This is a genomic window from Janthinobacterium sp. C22, assembly GCF_057919405.1.
This window is the reverse complement of record NZ_CP193659.1, coordinates 5,443,539-5,460,722: the sequence shown is the minus strand read 5'-3', so window position 1 is coordinate 5,460,722 and position 17,184 is coordinate 5,443,539. Positions and strand designations below refer to the sequence as shown.

Sequence of the window (17,184 nt, the reverse complement as noted above, 5' to 3'; positions counted from 1 at the left end):
ATTCAGGAATCGTATAATTGCCGCAAGCGCAGCACTACGCAGTAACGCTCAGTATTACTACGCAGACCGATCGCCGCGCCGCGACGTAAAATCACGCCTTCCCATCCGTAAAGACGCCGCCGGAGCGCCAGGCCATGAAACTCAGACAGAAAGTCATCTTCCTGGCCATCACGCCGCTCATCCTCGCTCTGTGCGCCATCGCATTTGCCGTGCGGCACCAGGCGATCACCCTGGCCGAGCAGCAGCGCGCCACCATCCAGCAAGCCTACCTGGCCAGCAAGGAAGCCGAACTCAAGCATTACGTGACCCTGGCCAGCCATTCCATCGCCTCCTTATATGGCTCGGGCCGTAAGGATGCCGCCACGCAAGAGGAGGCCAAGCGCATCCTGTCCGCCCTCAGCTATGGGGACGACGGCTATTTCTTCATCTACGATTTGCAGGGCAAGTCGCTGATGCATCCGCGCCAGCCTGAGCTGGTGGGGCAGAATCTGTGGGAGTTGCGCGACGCCGAAGGCAATCTGACCATCCAGCGCCTGATGCAGCGGGCGAAGAGCGGCGGCGGTTTCGAGCGCTACAACTGGATCAAGCCGTCGACGAACAAGTCCGCGCCCAAGCTCGGCTATGTGATCCTGATGCCGGAATGGGGCTGGATGATGGGTACCGGCATCTACATGGATGACGTGGACCAGGCGCTGGCCAAGGTCGACGCCCAGCAGTCGCGCAATATCCGCTCGACCATGGAACTGATCGCCGCCATCGCCATCCTCGGCTCCCTGTTGGTGGCCGCCTGCGGCCTCGTGCTGAACCTGCGCGAACTGCGCGTGGCCGATGCCAAGCTGAAAGTGCTGGCGCAGCGCGTGGTCGAATCGCAGGAAGAGGAGCGGGCGCGGCTGTCGCGCGACTTGCATGACGGCATCAGCCAGTGGCTGGTGTCGATCAAGCTGCAGATCGAGGCGGGCATCGCGCGCCTGGCCGGCAATGCCGAGCAGAAAGAAAAAGCGCCCGCCACCTTCGAGCGGGCCGCCGAGCAGCTGAACAAGGTGCTGGGCGAGGTGCGGCGCATTTCGCATAACCTGCGCCCGGCCATCCTCGACGACCTGGGCCTGGCCGCCGCGCTCGACCACCTGGTGCATGAATTCAATGACAGCAGCAGCGCGCAAGCCAGTTTCACGGCCAGCCCGGCCGCGGCGGGCGAGGGCTTGCCCGACATGGTGAATACCGTGCTGTTCCGCATCGCCCAGGAAGCACTGACCAATTGCGAGCGCCACGCCCATGCCCGCGGCGTGGAAGTGAGCTTGCGCGAGACGGGCAAGGCGGTGGAATTGCGCATCGGCGACAATGGCGGCGGCTTCGATTTCGACGGCATCGCCCTGCACCCGCAGCGCGGCATCGGCCTGCGCAACATGACGGAACGCATGGAAGCCATCGGCGGCAGCCTGCACATCACCTCGTCCCCGGCCGGCACCGTGGTGCTGGCGCGGCTCGCCCTTCCATCCACACACTTATAGATACGCAACCATGACCGAGAAAATCAACATCCTGCTGGTGGACGACCACCCCCTCGTGCGCGACGGCTTGCGCGCGCGCCTGGAAGCGGTCGCGCATTTCGACGTGGTGGCCGAGGCGGGCGGCGCCGACGAAGCGTTGAATCAGGCGCGCGCGCACCAGGTGGACCTCGTGTTGATGGATATTAATATGCGCGGCACGAATGGCATCGAAGCGACGGCGCTGTTCAAGCAGGCGTTTCCGCAGATCGCCGTGCTGATCCTGTCCATGCACGACAAGCTCGAGTATGTGTCGCAAGCCATCGCCGCGGGCGCGCGCGGCTATGTGCTCAAAGATGCTCCAGGGAAAGATATTGTGTTTGCCATCGAGACGGTGATGTCCGGCGGCATTTATTACAGCGCGGCGCTGGCGCGGCAACTGTCGCGGCCGCAAGTCCACGATTCCTTCCTCACCACGCGCGAACAGCAGGTGCTGCAGCACATCGCGGCGGGCCAGGCGAACAAGCAGATCGCCCGCGCGCTGGACCTGAGCGTGCGCACGGTGGAGACGCACCGGCTGAACATCAAGCGCAAGCTCGGCATCGAAGGCCAGGCCGAACTGATCAAATACGCGGTCGAGCACGCGCATGGCGGCGGCGCCTGAGAAGGCGCGCGCGGCGCCACGCTTTTATTAAACCCGCATGACAGGCGGGTCTCGCGGGGAATGTTCTTTTTGAACATTTATTGCCAAAATTAAACTGTTTCGTGGGTGAGATTCGGATAGAATGATTCTCGCTGTCGAAATGGCATCCCTGTCGGGCCAGGGTTGCCAATGCTGGTCAGTTTATTTACTATGGCGCCCTACCCACACTGAGATACCGATGTCAGCGTCTGAATCAAACCTGTTTCCGTTGGTGGGATTACAAGCAGTGGCCAATGCTCATAACGAGTGGGTCGCTGTCACCCTGCATGTACCGCAAGCCTCGACGGCGCCGCTGCTGGCGGCGCTGGCCGCCGCCGATGCGTATGCCTTCCTGGCGCCGCTCGACTGCATCATTCCCCTGGCCGACCCGCATGGCGTGGACGAGGCCGTGCTGGCGCAACTGGCGCCGCAACGCACCATCTTCCGTTTGCCGGCCCATCTTGCCGGCGACAAAGGGCTGCAGAAAAAATGCCGGCAATGGCGCGACGCCGGCTACCGCATCCTGCTCGATGGCGCCGGGGCCGGTCCCGTGACGGCGGCGCAGGTCGATGCGCGCGCGCTGAGCTTTGACGCGGCCGGCGCCCGCCCGGCCCTGCATCAGTTGCTGCCCTTGCCGGGGCCGCACCTGGCCTACAATATCGCCGACGCGGAGCATATTGCCCAATTGCAAGAACTCGGCGTGAGCTGGTTTGCCGGCGATTACGCCCTGCACCATGCGCGCCAGCAAAGCGAGCCGGAAGACGCCACGTCGCGCCGCCGCGTGCTGGCGCTGCTGGGCCTGCTGGCCCGCGATGCCGACGCGCACGAGCTGGAAGTGCCGCTCAAGCAAGATCCATCGCTCAGCTATCATCTATTAAAACTGGTCAATTCCGCCGCCTTCGGTTTCACGGCGCCGATTGCCAGCTTCAGCCAGGCCATCACCCTGCTGGGCCGGCGCCAGCTGCAGCGCTGGCTGCAACTGCTGCTGTATGCGCGCCAGCAAGACGACGGCAAGATCCACGCGCTGCTGCCGCTGGCGGCCGTGCGCGCGGCGCAGATGGAAGCGCTGTGCCAGTTGCGCGGCGGCGACCGCGACGCGCAGGACCTGGCCTTCATGGCGGGCGTGTTTTCCCTGCTCGACGTCCTGCTGGGCATGCCGATGGAAGAGATCATCGCGACCCTGAATCTGGCGCCTGAAGTCAGTACCGCCTTGCTTGAACGCAATGGCGAGCTGGGCACCTTGCTGGCGCTGGTCGACAGCGCCACGCCGCCGCCCGAAGGCTTGCGCCGTGCCGGCATCGATGGAGAAACCTATTGGCGCAGCCTGCTGCAGGCTTACCAGTGGGCCATCCATGTCAGCCGGAACCTCTAGCATGGCCCTGCTGCCGTTGTCGGATTACCTCGGTGACAGCGCCGCCCTGTGCGACGCCGTCGTGCGTTTGCGCGGCCCCGCGCTGGTGGCCGAGCTGGGCCGTATCGCCAGCGCCGTGATGGCCAGCCCGCATGGCCAGTTCCTGCCCGCGGCCAGCGCCGCTGCCGCCACGTCGGCTGCGCCGTCCGCGCCGTTTCCCCGCGATACGCCCGCCTTGCTGCAGGAAATCAGTTTTGATGGCCATTGTTTCGGCCATTACAGCGTGGCCGGCCGCCCTGTGTATAACGATGCCGACCGCCGCCACCTGGCCAGCCTGGCTTCGCTGACGGCTGGCGTGCTGCAGGTGCATTCGCTGGCGCAACGCTCGACCCATGCCTACGCGCAAGTGGAAGCCTTGCTGGCGCAACAGACGCAAATCCTCGACCAGTTGCACGAATCCGTGCTGACGATGGACTTGACGGGCTACATCACCAGCTGGAACAAGGGCGCCGAGCGCCTGTTCGGCTACACCTCGGTGGAAGCCGTGGGGCGCAACATCCTGTTCCTGTACGACGACGAAGATACGGGTTTCCACGACGCATTCCTGGAGCAGGGCGGGCGCCTGATGGAGGTGCGCCGCCGAAAGAAGTCGGGCGAGATCTTCTGGGCCAGCCTCTCCTTGTCGCCGCTGCAGGACATGGACGGCAAGCCCATCGGACTCATCGCCTACCTGACGGACATCACGGAACGCAAGCTGGCCGAGGAGCGCTTGCACCACCTGGCGTATTACGATCCGCTGACCAGCCTGCCGAACCGCACCCTGCTGGCCAAGCTGGTCGACCAGGCGCTCAGCGTGGCGCAGCGCAGCAAGATGCTCGGCTGCGTGCTGTTCATCGACCTGAACCGTTTTAAGCTGATCAACGACACCCTGGGCCGGCGCATCGGCGACGAACTGCTGCGGCAAGTGTCCTTGCGTTTCCGCCAGGCATTGCGCGACCAGGACCTGGTGGCGCGCCTGGGCGGCGACGAGTTCGCCGTCGGCCTGTTCGACATCGGCCAGCATTTCGAGGCCAGCATGGTGTCGCAAAAGCTGCTCGCTTCGCTGGTGGAACCGTTCCTGATCGAAGGCCACGACCTGCGCGTGGGCGCCAGCATCGGCATCAGCGTGTATCCGCAGGACGGGCAGGATGCGGAAACCCTGCTGCGCCTGGCCGACATCGCCATGTACCGCGCCAAGCAGGACAGCGGCGGCGAAGCGGAAAGCGTGGCCTTCTACAGCCAGGACATGAACCTGGGCATGCAGGCACGCATGCGCCTGGAAACAGGCTTGCGCCAGGCATTATCTGAACAGCAACTGCTGCTGCACTACCAGCCAAAGTATGCGCTGGGCAGCGGCCGCATCATCGGCGCCGAAGCGCTGGTGCGCTGGCACCACCCGCAGCACGGCATGATCCCGCCCGCCGAATTCATCCCCCTGGCCGAATCGACGGGCCTGGTGGTGCAGGTGGGCGAATGGGTCTTGGAAGCGGCCTGCGCCCAGGCTCAGGCGTGGAAACAGGCGGGCCTGCCGCCCATCCGCCTGGCCGTCAACGTCTCCGCGCGCGAATTCACGGCAGCCTTGCCCGCACGGGTGGCGGCGACCCTGGCCCGCTACGGCCTGGAAGCGGCCTGGCTGGAACTGGAAATCACGGAAAGCACCCTGATGCACAACATCGAGCGCGTGATCGGCATCATGGACCGCATCACGGCCTTGGGCGTGGCCCTGTCGCTGGACGACTTCGGCACCGGCTACTCCAGCTTGTCCTACCTCAAGCGCTTCCCCATCGACACCCTGAAAATCGACAGGTCCTTCACCACCGGCATCCCGACCGACGCCAGCGACTGCGCCATCGCCAGCACCATCATCAGCATCGCCCAGCAGCTGCACCACAAGGTGATAGCGGAAGGCGTGGAAACGGCCGAGCAGCTGGCCTTCCTGAAGAGTTCAGGCTGCGACGAAGTGCAGGGCTACCTGTTCTCGCGCCCGTTGCCGGCGGGGGAGTTCGAGACGGCGCTGCGGGAAAACTGGGGCCTGTAGGGCGTCTGCCCCAGCCCTTGCCGTTGGGGGAGTAAGGCCACGACAGTACTAGCCATTGGTAAGCCAGTGACCTTTATGTATAATGCTGCCATCTGGAAGCGTGGCCGAGTGGTTGAAGGCACTAGTCTTGAAAACTAGCGACGGGTTAAACTGTTCGTGAGTTCGAATCTCACCGCTTCCGCCAAGATATGTAGATAAGCCATTGATTTTTAATGGCTTTTTCTATTTTATCATGCGCCGACACACAATTCAACTATCAAATCGTTTTGTATTCATAGTGCGTATTTGTTGGCTGCAGATGGTTTAGGCTCGTAATCTGGTTTCAGTGCCTTTCATCTGCTCGGAGAGTAGGTCTGCCTCTGCCTCTTCCTCTTCCTCAAGGACTGCTTTCTGCAGTCTTAGATTGTCCATCGATTTTTCTTGAAGTTCCGTGTGCGCCAAAAATCCCGCGCTGTATGCCATTTCGCGTCGTCGGTGATGCAAAGTGACACATGATGCGCGTTATGTGCTTGTCTGGCCGCTTAAGCGGTTCTCTGGCATGTTGCGCACGAATGCTCAGCCGCTGTTCGCCGATATGCATAGCAAATTCCTTCTGAATGGTTAGAGCAGCAGCGAAGGCGGCAAAGTTATTTAGCTTATTGTTAATGTTGTCTTTGTGGTAAAATATTGATGTTGAGTTCAAACTGTGCACCGTTCATTGTGCAGAACTCGATTCATCGCGCAGCGCCGCAAGTCTGAGCAAGTCGCCTCCGAAGCAAGGACGGCGGATCGATGCTTCAGCATTCCCCCTATGTCATTACAGCCTGATCTTGGTCGCCGCTTGTTCGGGCAGGCGTTGCTACGCGCTTCTTTTATCATTTCAAGGAACAAATATGACCACCGTACCAATCCTCCCAAATGTAGTGACTTCCAGCGCCGCAGGCTTCCAACCAGCATTCAAACATGTTGGCACCAAGGATCGTCACGCGTATGCATTCGCATCGATTGCGATTATCGCCTCCACAACGATTGAGGATGTCTTCAAAAAGGCAGAGGAGCTTGGCATGCCTGCAACTGGGCCGTATAGCCACTGGATCGATGCCGATTTTCTCGCGAGTATCTTCGCAAAGTATGGCTGGGTAGCAACAGTGTGGAAAGAGTGCACCGGCCCAGCAACCCTGCCGGATCTCTGCATGGCCCTGGTCGACTACGACACCGATTGGGAGATGGGGCGCTTTGTTGTCGTCCATAAGGCCAAGGGCAGTCACGACGGGAAGTTTGTCACCTACGCAATTGACCCTGCGGTAGCAGATGTGAAGTTGCACGTCCGTACTGATCTCGATGTGTTACTGCCTGCTTGGTATATCGGCGTGCATCCGATGGGAAAGATCGCTTCATCGACGAAGAAGTGAGATGGCGCGCGTCTATGTGTAGGTAAAGGGATCGACTTTATCTTCTATTCCTGAGGCGGTGAGGGAGACAGCAACTCTGCCATGGACACACCAAGAGCGCGTGCGATGCGCTCGATATTGCAGATTGAAATGTTTCTCTCGCCGCGTTCAACGGAAGAAATGTAATTCTTGTGCAGCTCGGCATACTCCGCGACCTTCTCTTGGGTCAGAGATTTGGCGAGGCGTATGCGTCTCATGTTGGCGGCGAACAGCAGTTGCGCATCGCATTTTTGGTATTGGAGGCTTGTCACAGGCGCAAGCATCCATTTTTTCGATAGCTAACTCCACCCACTTTGAGTTTGCTTAAAATAATTTCCATGAGACAATAAGTAAACTCAAAGTGTTATTTCATTGATTGGCTATTCTTGTATTCCTCATTAAGGAGATTCAATTGGCAGCAAAAAAGAAGGACGATAGCGATTTGTACATCGCATTGAGCATGATCGTTTTCATTCCGTTTCTTGTCTTCGCGTGGAGACACTACAGCCGGTTAAAAAGGAAGTTTGCTGCGAACGCTTCATCGCAGCGGATTTTCGATACCGAAAGTCTTTGGTATCCACTGGGTGTTGGGGGCGTTCTCACGATCGTGTCGGCTTACTTGATTCTTGCGCTCGTACAGGGGCCTTGGTACCTCAGCATCGTCGTGGCACCATGCCTTGCCCTCCTGTTCTTATACTTGGGCCGACAGGTTGCTTGCTGGCTCGCCGCAACGTATTTCGGTGTTCTAGTCGACCCCTTGCAGGACAGAGTTGTGCTTCCATGCGATATGGCCAGCTATGGGGTTACCGACTACCTGAGCTTTCGCATCTTGAGAGATATGGGAACTGTAGACAGTGTTCCCCTGTCCGCAATTACAAAGATCACCCGCGAAGCCGGTAAAAGCCTGTACGTACACGGCACATTCGGTTCGCGGGCGATGACTTTCACCAACAAGCAAAAGCGGGACGAATGCATCGCTGCTATCGAATCGGCATCCCGTCGCTCAATCAGGGCAGGTGGGTTTGAGTAGCTAGGTGTGAGTCGCCAGCCGTTTTCAACATTATCTATGAGGAGCATTATGCAACTGAACGCGACAAAGGACCGGCTAAGTTGCCGGAAAATTCTATTTTTGCCCACCATGCATGAAGTCTTTAGAGGGGCGATTATTCTTAGTTCTGCCTGCATACTTTCAGCATGCGGCCAGCCGAAGCCAGGTGCTTCGGATATAGAGCCGTATGTAATGGCAGAGCTGTCGAACTGCCCATTATGGTCAGTAAGCGATGTTCGCAAGTTGGATGGAATTGCAACCGAGGATTCCTATCAGGTCGATTTTTCAGCCAAATTAACTCTAAAAGCAACGCCAGAGGAAACATCGAGTGCGTTTATGGCTCATGAACGAGACACGGCCTATCTAGGCTGCCATTTCGTTATTGCGCAATTGGTGGATGTGCGCATCCGAGGCTTACCAACGAAAAAGTATGATATCTCTGGTGCTGGTGAGCTAGTCAAATCAGAGAGCGGCTGGCGGTTAAGGGGCGAGCTGGTGCAGTTAGCATTTAGTCGGGATGCTGCTGAATGGGCTGCAGTTAGTGAAGGTACCAACCGTCCCGAACTTAAATCTTCCACTGCTGCAGTAACGCCGCCTGCGCGAAGTGAGCAAAAGGGCAATGATCAAGACGCTTCAACTCAGGTCTCTCCTTGCGTAGAGGCAAAAATGGTGGCTTGGGACAAACAGCACTCCAGCGAAGTTGAGCAGGCTGCCGCGGCCGCTACAGCCGCTGGGGAAGAGTTTCGCTCCAGTGCTGGTATGGAAGAGCTTGTGCGGAATGAGGCCATAGCTGCTGCCACCTCTACATGCAAGTAGTCTCATTGCATTTGTCAGTCCCCGCAGTTCCCTTCCAGTAACAGCATCTTTACGTCAATTGATGCCTTCAATTAGTTTGCAAGCAGGTCAAAAACTACTCTGACCTGCTGTTCCCTATCCTCAAATCAGCAAAACCGTGCATCTCTCTTCTGTCGAGGCTGCGGTGTACGCACGTGCGTAATTTCTTACCATCAAAGGTTGACATGAAAAATTTTTACAATAGCCGTTGGTTGCCCTGCAATACAGGGCAGGCAGTGACACATGATTTTCCTAAATTTGCTCTAGGTGCTACCGTGGCTACGCCAGGGGCTTTGGATTTACTTGATCAAGCTGGAGTGAATGCTTCCGACTACCTGACCAGGCATCGTCACGGTGACTTTGGATCTATCTGCGCGGAGGATGCGCAATCGAACCTTGATGCGATCACACATGGACTGCGTGTGTTCTCAGCCTACGATATCGGCAAAGCTTGTCTGTGGGTAATCACCGAGGCAGACCGGTCGGTCACCACCTTGCTGCTGCCAAGCGAGTATTGAAGTCGCGTATTCCAGTCGGAGCACGCTGGCCGATAGACAAGGCTGATCGTGCATAAGCTGAATTTTTCAGATGGTTGATCTATCAATCTGCATATCCCAGGTACTAGTTGCCGCATCGTCATTTCAGTCACTTCCGCTGTAACCGTTTGAATCCTTCCGCATCGATAGGTGTCGCTGCTGCATGGAAAAATGATCTGGTTGCAGAGTTTCTCTTCAGCGCAACTGCCCGGCAGAGCGCATCGAAAGCAAATATGAAAACCTCAAGCAAGATCGCCACGAATTCGTCGAAATGTATCCATGTCGTGCCACCTATCATAACGCATCAGGCGGCGCCATCAGCGCTAGTGGTTAGCTACTCAGCGGCGGCTCAGTCGAACGCCACCACGCGCGCCTACGACGCGGACATTCGTCATTTCAAGCAGCATGGTGGGGCCATACCAGCAAGCGCCGCGATGGTCGCTGAATATCTGGCAAGCTTTGCCGATATTTTGGCGGTCGCCACTCTGCAACACCGCCTTATCGCTATCCATAGGGCGCATACTGATCAAGGGCTGGAATCGCCAGTGAAGGATCACTTGGTCAAACGGACGATGCAGGGGATTCGCAGGACGCTCGGCACGAAGCAGCGCCGCGTAACGGCCCTCGTCAAGGACGACCTGCTGGAAATGATGGTGCATATCGATCAGCAGGCGCCGATGAAGGCTGCACGCAACAAGGCGCTTCTGCTCATCGGATTTTCCGGCGCGTTCCGGCGTTCTGAGCTGGTTGCTCTGCAATACGAAGACATGACGCAATTCGAGGGGGTGGAGTTGTTGATTCGACGGTCTAAGACAGACCAAGAAGGAGTAGGACGAACCGTGTTCATCCCGCATGCGAGAGGTAGTCGTTGTCCGGTCAAGGCGCTAAAGAATTGGCTTGAGTTGGCCGGGATTGTCGATGGCCCATTATTCAGACCGATTAACCGACACGACCAAGTCTTAGGCAGCAAAGGCCTAACGCCTCAGTCCGTCGCTTTGATTGTGAAGTCTTCCGTTCGCAGCATGGCAGGAAATGACGCTGCAAAGTTGGTGGCGGGTCACAGCCTGCGCGCGGGATATTGCACCGAGGCCGCGACCGTTGGCTTACAACCTTACCAAATTCGTGAGCAGACAGGACACCGGTCGGACGTGACGCTTGCACGCTATATTAGACCAGTTGCAAAGAGAAAAATTCCGAGTTTGTTGTAAGTCTGCTCACGGCATCATCATAAATGCATCCTTGCGGATGCGAGTACAGTTAGGGAAACGCTTATATGGACGCCTCCCGGAGGTCAAGTAACTTTACAAGATGGGTCCAGTTGAGGTCGCAGTCTTATATCCGGCCTGTTGATGCAGGTCGATTACCTGCTGGCCCTGATGGAATTCGCTGACGAGGTCCTTATCTGATTTGCGAGTTCAACGGCTCCAATTCCCTATCAGGTTATCCTCGCCCCGGTCCTACCTGTTCGCCATCATGTGTTCGTCGCTTGCGCTCCTGAAGTGAAATGGTATTGGCCTGTGCTGTGGCGTGCTTTTTATATTGATGGCCCCGAGCTATGCTCGGGTCAAATGGGGTATGGTGAAATAACACCGCCCAAATGGTGCGCGCCAGTTTGTTCGCCAGCGCCGCTACCGCAACGCTGTATGGCCGGCGCTTGAGGAGTTCCTCAATCCAAGGCGAGTGCTTGCTGCGCGCGATGATCGCCCTGGCGCCATGCATGAGCAGTGTCCGCAGATAGACGTCGCCGCGCTTGCTTAAACCAAGTTGCCGCACGCGTCCGCCGGTTCCGGTCTGTCGCGGTACCAAGCCGAGCCATGCGGCAAATTGACGACCGGAACTGAAGGTGGCAGGATCGCCGATCGTGGCAGCCGCTGCGGTCGCTGTGAGCAAACCGACGCCTGGAATTTTGATCAACTCTTTGCACTGCTCCGTTCCTCGCAAGGAGTCTGTCAGGCGACGTTCCAGGATGGCAATGTCCTGATTTATTCGCCGGATACGGTTCCTTACTGTGCGCCGACCTGAAACAATAGTGACACTTTCACCGCCCGCGATCCATCATGCAAAAGAGCTTCACCGACTTGGAATATGTCGCCAAGAAAAAGCTGACTCGACGCCATCGCTTCCTTGCCGAGATCGACACGTGGCCCTGATGCGCTCCAAACGCAAGGCGCTGCCCAATAACAAGCTGGGGCACCTGACGGAGAAGTCGGAGCATCTTAAGGCCAGCTTGCTGGGCGAAAGTCGAACATCCGTTTCATGTCATCAAGAAACTGTTTCGTCATCGCAAAACGCGCTATCACGGCTTGGCCAAGAACACCACACCGCTTTTTACTCTGTTCGGCTTTACCAACTGATACTGGACAGAAGACGTTTTACGATCACCGAATCACGTAATCCGTCTGGATTCAGAAAGATGCGAAACATCGCTTCAAATTGAGCAAAAAAGGGTTTGAACGGCTCACCTGTCGAATATTCCGCGCCAACCTCCTGAGAAAACCGAATTGATCCAGCGTTTCCCTAGAGAAGGAAGAGATCTTCATCCTGCACAAAAGGTTGAACAAGGTGAATTTGACCATTTGACCGTTCGCTTATTATCATTTGTTCAATTCCAAGGAGCGAATCGGGATACGCGAAGGACGTACCGGCGCCGTCGAACCTGTAGCGTAGTTGTCCACGCTGATAGCTGTATTCTCCTGTGATGTCATCAATGGCTAAAGACTCTTTACCCGACACGATTGCGAGCTCCCTGCCGAGGGGCTTGTTAACGACAGTGCCTGATAGCAGTTGCAATGGAAATTTAAGGCTAGGACCTTTATATTGAGGCGAGACCACCTCGCATGTGTAATACGTTATTCCCTGAGCAGAGTGTTTGTGACCGACCACCGCCTGGTACAACAGGATCGCGTCCACCGAACAGCCCGGTCTAGCAATAGCTTCGCGCGCGTAGCGTTTCACACCCTCGACATCTGTTGAGCCGTGAACTCGCATAAAGATCACATTACTGTGCCCGGGATCTCGCAGTGAATACTGGTCAAGATTTTTGATTGCTTTATTGATGTTACTTTGGAACCTATCCTGCTCATACGCAGTTTGTGGGCAACTAACATTGCACGTGTACGAACCGGGCAGAAACTTTGGATCGATAATCTTTAGCATTTGGACGGACGCCCCTCTCTTCTGGATCAAATGGCGGGGCGCAATTTCACCGGATAGAATAGGCGAGCGCCTCAAGATGCCGGCGATCTCTTCAAATGCATGCGTGTCTAGATGGGTGCGAGATCGAATGACTGCCTGCCATCCTCCTCCTGACGCAAGTACACGCCGACGTACGATGTTGGCCAGTCTCGCGCTCGCGAACCGGAACTGCGCCTCGTGCGTTGAAACATCATGATTTTTGATAGATACACGAAGCGTATGCCCATTTTGACCCGACACCTCGGCGTCATAGCCGGGATGATTCTTTTTCATGGGACGGACCTTCATGCCACGGGCAGCAAGGCTACCAAGAATGACGATTTCAAAGAGCAGGCCGTGAGGACTCTGTGTTTGCTCTCGAATAGCCCTGGCGGTATCCGCAAGCCATTTCTTGTGCTCCGTCTGCAACTGCTTAATGAAGAAGCCCAGCGACGCAACCTCAACTCTGGCAAGGTTGTCGGTTCGTCGCCAAATGGTTCTTAGCCGATGTGGCGCGGACTTTCCAAGCCATAGAGGATTGAAAAGGGACTCGACGAGAGCCCTGTATGTGCTGAATTCTTCCTGAGTCATCTAGAACCGTGCTAGTCAATGGGTACAGCAGAATCGCAAGTTTAGCAGAAAAATGCAGGTATTTTAGCTCACTGAATTATGGTGCCCCCTCGTAGGCCGGAGATAAAATGGTAACTATACGGTAGACACGACTATGTAGAGAAGAGCAAGATAACTATTTGGGCCGCAGAAAAATTGCGAAGTGACAATCCGTGTTTTTTTCATATGGCAATCTGATATGATTGCAATTTTCCCATTTTCGCAGAAAGACTATATGTCCACATCCAACCGCATGCGTATAAATTCAAGTGCGGTGATCCTTACCGCACTTGCTTTGGAGACAAAGGCCGTATTACGCCATCTAACCGACATTTCGACCGAGACGGTATCAGGTACCGCTTTTTTTAGAGGAAAATTTGAGGATTGGGATATAGCCGTGGCTGAAACCGGAGCGGGTAACGTAGCCGCTGCATCTATCGCTACTAGGGCCTGCGAACACTATAAGCCAAGTGTAGCGTTTTTCATCGGAGTTGCTGGTGGCGTGAAAGATGTTGTCGTTGGCGATATTGTCGTCGCGACGAAAGTTTACGGATATGAGTCGGGGAAAGACAATGCTAACGGCTTTAAGGGCCGCCCTACCTTGCTGACAAGTTCCCATGCGCTCGAACAACGTGCAAGGAGCATGCGTCAAATCGAGAAGTGGAGGTCACGCCTTAATCCGCAGTTATCTCACAATACCCCAGTCTTACATGTTGGCCCAATAGCAGCCGGGGAAAAAGTCGTCGCAAGCAAACGTGCAGCGACCGCCAAACTAATTCAGAATTTGTATGGTGATGCCGTGGCAATTGAGATGGAAGGACGAGGTTTTCTAGAGGGAGTACATATCAACCATCCAGTCCAAGGATGTGTTGTTCGTGGTATATCAGATCTTCTATCTGGGAAAACAAATGCCGATCGCGGAGGATCACAAGAACGCGCCGCAGATGCAGCAACTGCTGTTGCCTTTGAAATTTTATCGGGCTTCGGAATCGACTTTCCTGCAACATCAAGTATAAAAAAGGAAAGTCTTCCAGAAATATCGGCACTCAAAGCAATGGCGGGTTCCCTTATTGATGCGGGTAAACCACCGTCGATGAGAATGCTTTTTCCGATGTCACATCAACTGCTCTTAACGCTTTAGACTTTGCAGAGAAAATAGAACGAACAGTCATCGAAGTAGATAAATCACAGAATGGTTCCCCTCGCAACTTAATTGCTCTGCTTGTATCTGCGGAGCAGCGACGACATCTTATTCTCGGCCCGCCCGGCTCTGGCAAGACACACGCCTTATGGCGAGCTGCCGTTCATTTGCTGAAGGACGGAAACTTCATTCCGCTTTTCCTGCCTGCCGGCCAAGTTGATAGTTGGGACGATCTCGCAGCTATGCTCAAGCAGGCGGCGCCAGGACTTCAACTTGACGATATTCTTCGCGACCAGCGAGTTTGTATTTTGATCGATGGGTGGTCCGAATTTGCTAGCGGCGAACATGCGAGGGAAAAACAGAGAACCCTAAGGGCTCTACAAAACACTCGGATAATCGCCAACGGGAAGGTTTCCAGTGTTAGCGATACACCATTTAAGACTTGGGCACTTGAACTCCTTACTCCTACGCAGGTCGCCGACGTCTTGACTACAGCACAACCAGGCAAACCGCTCCCGCAGAGTTCGGTCATTGATCTACTACGGCTCCCGTTACTTCTAACAATCCATGTCCATCTAGCATCATCGACAGGTGCGACCGGTGCGTTGCTACGTCAGTTTCATCATCACCTTGCTAGAGAACATCCCGAGGGTTTTACCACAGTGCTGGCAGATGCAGTTGCAGCTGCTGCATTATCCGGCGATCGCTCTTACGGCTCTTTAGTAGCCCATTTGGAATCGTTCGCCTCTACAAGAAAAATTACAGAGCCCGTAAAACTCCTTCAACGTTTAGGAACTATTGTCGAGCGCAATGGACAAGCCCTACCAATCCATGATCTTTATTGGAGCTGGCTAGTTGGCCTAGGACTTTTAAACAAACCCGCCACAGGCGCGATCAACCAACTACACACTCGCGAGAGTTATCGCCTAGCTCTACAGTCTGGTGCTCGACCGAAGGAAATCGATGTTGAGATCACTATACATGAAGATCTTGTTCTGGCCGCTGTATTTGACAACGCCCTTCATCATGATCTTGTTTCTAATGCATTAAATGCCGCTATATGTGAATTATTAAAGGACACACGTTTAGCAGTACGTAATCGGGGGGCACTGGCCGCGCTTGCCAAAGGTAGCTCGACGCATTTGAAAGAAGCACTCGACACCTTGAGCATGCTGACATCTTCAAATCTATACGTTTCCGATTGGCCAAATGCGCTGAAGCCTGAGGTACTTTATGCCCAGCGCGCGATCCTTGCCGATTGGATCGGTTCAGAAGGAAGTGGAATGGTTCTCGATGTTATCGGTGAGCGTGGAGGTTCAGAATGGGTTCCATGGCTTGAACAAGTAGCATCAGAAGGTAAAATCACGTACTTGGCCGCACTAGGAACTGCGTTAGCTTGTGACGCGAGTGTTCCCGATTGGGGATGGCCATACCTAGACGATTTGTTTCGTCAGAGACCATGGGCATTGAATGGTGCAAAGGCACGCAGATGCAATCGCGAATTGGCTCAGTACATTGCGACGAACTATGAACGCTTAATAGAAACAATAGTTACTCCGAATTCGAGTGGTTGGATTAATCTGAATGAAGCGCTGGCGAGCTGCGGCGAAGATTCTGAATTTAAACTTCTGCTTAGGGACTTTAATTCGATGACAGTGCGCGCTCAAGAGCTTTTAGGGTTTGCGGTGGCTGAAAAAGGCCAACCATGGATCGCTGAATTCCAGAAAATTGCCTTCGCAAAACCAAACGCCTACCAACATCACAAGCTTAAAGAAATATTATCCCTGAATATTGAAGATCAGACTGCTCGGGCTTGGATTAATAATGGTCATCATGAAGTCGGCTGGCGCGTACTGATTGCACGCCATGGCATTCTAGTCCTACCGGAACTCATTGCAGAGCTACCTGAAACGTTCGATGAGCAGGGGGATATTCCTGCACTCGATGTAATGAGGTTTTTACACACTGCGCCCGTGTCTTTGCTTTTTGAAATTCTGAAACGTGCTCGTGGAAAGATACAACCTAAGGTGGCACAGGACATGTTAAACGCTATGGCAAAAGTGGACTTAGCCGATTCACCTGGCTTTGTCGGATTTGTCTGTCAACAACTGAATGACCTTCCGGCTTATCATCTATCACAGGCACTACAACTTTATATTGACTGGCAAAAAAATGGCGGAACTTTTTTGATTCCGCTGTTGAACGGTGAATCCATCGATTTTTCACATCTTATAGCAATGCGTAGCATAATTAATTGGGATGAGGATTTTACACCGAAAATTTTGTCATTATTGCCGGAACTTGCCATAAAAATAGTGCTCGGACAATTGAAGAACGATGCTGAAAAAAGTGAGCTGATTTTAAAATCCCTCCAAAATATAAAGACATATGATGCGGACCTTCTCGACTACATGTTGACGACTTCAAAATTAACTGGGCTGATCCCTAGCGTGTTTGGAAATGCGCTTGATACGTTCCCCGTTTCGGAACTTTATCGCTGTATAGAATCCCCACTTATTGATCAGGGCACCTTAATGTGGCGGCTTGGTGCAACCAGCAATCCACTTCACCGATCAGTACACGCTGCGTTAATTAAAAGGCTACTAGCAGGTCCAGTCGATTTAAACCGTGTTCGTTACGTCGCTAGTATGCTCCGTGCGCATACCATAGAAGATATCGACCTACTTCTTCGTAACGATGACTCGGCAACGGGAGATAACTGGCTATGGTTGATCCGAGAAACTGAGTCAGTCAGAGGAGAGCGTCTAATTAATGAAGCGGGCGAGCTTCGCCACAAGCGGCGAGCTGCATAAAGAGTCACGCTAACTATCGATAATGG

The 17,184-nt window shown here is 54.9% G+C and carries 14 protein-coding genes, 1 tRNA gene and 2 pseudogenes; 13 read left to right on the top strand and 4 right to left on the bottom strand.

The genetic code is table 11. The features are described from left to right. Window positions 1-134 precede the first annotated feature (134 nt). The 5 genes from ACRHIG_RS25550 to ACRHIG_RS25530 all read left to right on the top strand — a co-directional run bounded on the left by ACRHIG_RS25550 (window position 135) and on the right by ACRHIG_RS25530 (window position 5,778). Window positions 135-1,508: a cache domain-containing protein gene (locus tag ACRHIG_RS25550; RefSeq protein WP_489628332.1), complete on the top strand. Its 1,374-nt coding sequence runs from the start codon at window positions 135-137 to the stop codon at window positions 1,506-1,508. A 10-nt stretch (window positions 1,509-1,518) separates the two neighbouring features. Then, the gene (locus ACRHIG_RS25545) at window positions 1,519-2,148 is read left to right on the top strand and encodes a response regulator transcription factor (RefSeq protein ID WP_489628331.1); all 630 of its coding nucleotides are present in this window, start codon (window positions 1,519-1,521) and stop codon (window positions 2,146-2,148) included. A gap of 265 nt (window positions 2,149-2,413) precedes the next feature. After that, window positions 2,414-3,538 (top strand): EAL and HDOD domain-containing protein, encoded by a 1,125-nt coding sequence (locus ACRHIG_RS25540; protein WP_489628330.1) that lies wholly within the window; start codon window positions 2,414-2,416, stop codon window positions 3,536-3,538. Between the two features lies 1 nt (window position 3,539). Beyond that, window positions 3,540-5,594, top strand: a complete 2,055-nt coding sequence (locus ACRHIG_RS25535) for a putative bifunctional diguanylate cyclase/phosphodiesterase (RefSeq protein WP_489628329.1) — start codon at window positions 3,540-3,542, stop codon at window positions 5,592-5,594. Window positions 5,595-5,688: 94 nt separating this feature from the next. Beyond that, window positions 5,689-5,778, top strand: a tRNA-Ser gene (locus ACRHIG_RS25530). Between the two features lie 192 nt (window positions 5,779-5,970). On the opposite strand, the gene ACRHIG_RS25525 is transcribed toward ACRHIG_RS25530, so the two are convergent. Continuing rightward, entirely contained in the window at window positions 5,971-6,276 is a 306-nt protein-coding gene (locus tag ACRHIG_RS25525) for a hypothetical protein (protein ID WP_489628328.1), read from the bottom strand. A 190-nt stretch (window positions 6,277-6,466) separates the two neighbouring features. Between ACRHIG_RS25525 and ACRHIG_RS25520 the strand changes: the two genes are divergently transcribed. Next, window positions 6,467-6,985: a hypothetical protein gene (locus ACRHIG_RS25520; RefSeq protein WP_489628327.1), complete on the top strand. Its 519-nt coding sequence runs from the start codon at window positions 6,467-6,469 to the stop codon at window positions 6,983-6,985. Window positions 6,986-7,029: 44 nt separating this feature from the next. On the opposite strand, the gene ACRHIG_RS25515 is transcribed toward ACRHIG_RS25520, so the two are convergent. Continuing rightward, the gene (locus ACRHIG_RS25515) at window positions 7,030-7,275 is read right to left on the bottom strand and encodes a helix-turn-helix domain-containing protein (RefSeq protein ID WP_489628326.1); all 246 of its coding nucleotides are present in this window, start codon (window positions 7,273-7,275) and stop codon (window positions 7,030-7,032) included. A gap of 140 nt (window positions 7,276-7,415) precedes the next feature. Between ACRHIG_RS25515 and ACRHIG_RS25510 the strand changes: the two genes are divergently transcribed. From ACRHIG_RS25510 to ACRHIG_RS25495, 4 genes are all read left to right on the top strand, one after another. Next, window positions 7,416-8,033 (top strand): hypothetical protein, encoded by a 618-nt coding sequence (locus ACRHIG_RS25510; RefSeq protein WP_152256723.1) that lies wholly within the window; start codon window positions 7,416-7,418, stop codon window positions 8,031-8,033. A 48-nt stretch (window positions 8,034-8,081) separates the two neighbouring features. Next, complete coding sequence (locus ACRHIG_RS25505) at window positions 8,082-8,867, top strand: hypothetical protein (protein WP_152256724.1); 786 nt, start codon at window positions 8,082-8,084, stop codon at window positions 8,865-8,867. Window positions 8,868-9,070: 203 nt separating this feature from the next. Then, window positions 9,071-9,403, top strand: a complete 333-nt coding sequence (locus ACRHIG_RS25500; protein ID WP_489628325.1) for a hypothetical protein — start codon at window positions 9,071-9,073, stop codon at window positions 9,401-9,403. 146 nt (window positions 9,404-9,549) lie between these two features. Further along, window positions 9,550-10,629 carry a site-specific integrase gene (locus ACRHIG_RS25495; RefSeq protein ID WP_489628324.1) on the top strand — a complete coding sequence of 360 codons (1,080 nt, stop codon included), beginning with the start codon at window positions 9,550-9,552 and terminating at the stop codon, window positions 10,627-10,629. Between the two features lie 358 nt (window positions 10,630-10,987). On the opposite strand, the pseudogene ACRHIG_RS25490 reads toward ACRHIG_RS25495, so the two are convergent. After that, window positions 10,988-11,419 (bottom strand): annotated as a pseudogene (locus ACRHIG_RS25490) (IS110 family RNA-guided transposase); the annotation flags it as partial. A 239-nt stretch (window positions 11,420-11,658) separates the two neighbouring features. Here ACRHIG_RS25490 and ACRHIG_RS25485 point away from each other — a divergent pair. Beyond that, window positions 11,659-11,858 (top strand): annotated as a pseudogene (locus tag ACRHIG_RS25485) (hypothetical protein); the annotation flags it as partial. Window positions 11,859-11,938: 80 nt separating this feature from the next. On the opposite strand, the gene ACRHIG_RS25480 reads toward ACRHIG_RS25485, so the two are convergent. Next, complete coding sequence (locus ACRHIG_RS25480; protein WP_489628323.1) at window positions 11,939-13,186, bottom strand: hypothetical protein; 1,248 nt, start codon at window positions 13,184-13,186, stop codon at window positions 11,939-11,941. Window positions 13,187-13,367: 181 nt separating this feature from the next. On the opposite strand from ACRHIG_RS25480, the gene ACRHIG_RS25475 reads away from it, so the two are divergent. After that, the gene (locus ACRHIG_RS25475; protein WP_489628322.1) at window positions 13,368-14,345 is read left to right on the top strand and encodes a 5'-methylthioadenosine/S-adenosylhomocysteine nucleosidase family protein; all 978 of its coding nucleotides are present in this window, start codon (window positions 13,368-13,370) and stop codon (window positions 14,343-14,345) included. A 167-nt stretch (window positions 14,346-14,512) separates the two neighbouring features. Next, window positions 14,513-17,158, top strand: a complete 2,646-nt coding sequence (locus tag ACRHIG_RS25470) for a hypothetical protein (RefSeq protein ID WP_489628321.1) — start codon at window positions 14,513-14,515, stop codon at window positions 17,156-17,158. The last annotated feature ends 26 nt before the right edge of the window (window positions 17,159-17,184 follow it).

What these genes read in the sequence shown, in the direction of transcription:
- ACRHIG_RS25500 (WP_489628325.1), top strand. Translation starts at nt 9,071, where the DNA reads ATGAAAAATTTTTACAATAGCCGTTGGTTGCCCTGCAATACAGGGCAG.
- ACRHIG_RS25520 (WP_489628327.1), top strand. Translation starts at nt 6,467, where the DNA reads ATGACCACCGTACCAATCCTCCCAAATGTAGTGACTTCCAGCGCCGCA.
- ACRHIG_RS25505 (WP_152256724.1), top strand. Translation starts at nt 8,082, where the DNA reads ATGCAACTGAACGCGACAAAGGACCGGCTAAGTTGCCGGAAAATTCTA.
- ACRHIG_RS25480 (WP_489628323.1), bottom strand. Translation starts at nt 13,186, where the DNA reads ATGACTCAGGAAGAATTCAGCACATACAGGGCTCTCGTCGAGTCCCTT.
- ACRHIG_RS25545 (WP_489628331.1), top strand. Translation starts at nt 1,519, where the DNA reads ATGACCGAGAAAATCAACATCCTGCTGGTGGACGACCACCCCCTCGTG.
- ACRHIG_RS25550 (WP_489628332.1), top strand. Translation starts at nt 135, where the DNA reads ATGAAACTCAGACAGAAAGTCATCTTCCTGGCCATCACGCCGCTCATC.
- ACRHIG_RS25535 (WP_489628329.1), top strand. Translation starts at nt 3,540, where the DNA reads ATGGCCCTGCTGCCGTTGTCGGATTACCTCGGTGACAGCGCCGCCCTG.